The sequence below is a fragment of the Vibrio sp. 1402 genome (assembly GCF_033340275.1).
In genome coordinates this window covers 1-568 of record NZ_JAWOWE010000530.1, presented here as the reverse complement: position 1 = coordinate 568, position 568 = coordinate 1, and the positions used below count along the sequence as shown (strand labels likewise).

General features: G+C 44.4%; 1 protein-coding gene. It reads right to left on the bottom strand.

Annotation, left to right across the window (positions count from 1 at the left end; translation table 11 throughout):
* Positions 1-568: EAL domain-containing protein (locus R7044_RS27080; RefSeq protein WP_225456212.1), on the bottom strand; the 568-nt coding region annotated here is incomplete at both ends.

Genomic DNA, 568 nt, shown 5'->3' with positions numbered 1-568 from the left:
ATGTCCGACAGCACTTTTTCGATGACCAACTTATCGAGTAGCGGCATGGCATCAAGCATTTGGAAGTCACTGATGAACGTTGGAGGGCACAGTTTTCCCTCTTTGTCGATGTAACGAATCAGCGCTTCATAGGAGAACACTTTCTCTTCATGAGTCGATTGTAGCTTTTGATAAAACATCACCAGCTCCCCTTCTCGCAGAATTGAAGTCAAACGCTTCTGAGCTGATGATTTGTTGATACTGTATATGTTTGAATCTTTCACGCTATTAAGCAGAGACTTAAACAGCGATTGTTCAATACCATTCAGCGCATTATTCAGCCCGAACTGACTCGCGTGTTTGCCTGCATAAGCAAGATAAAAAGGTCGATAGATCAATACCCCTGCCGCGATCACTATCAGTTGAAGTATTGTGCCTTGAATATGATTTCCCATTGCGACATATCCACTGATTAACGGCGGCGTCATCCAATTCACGATCTTCTCGACCGGATCAATCATACCCGACGCAATGCTCGCATAAGTGATCACGAAGCTCACCAAAGGCACCAGTACAAATGGGATGATGA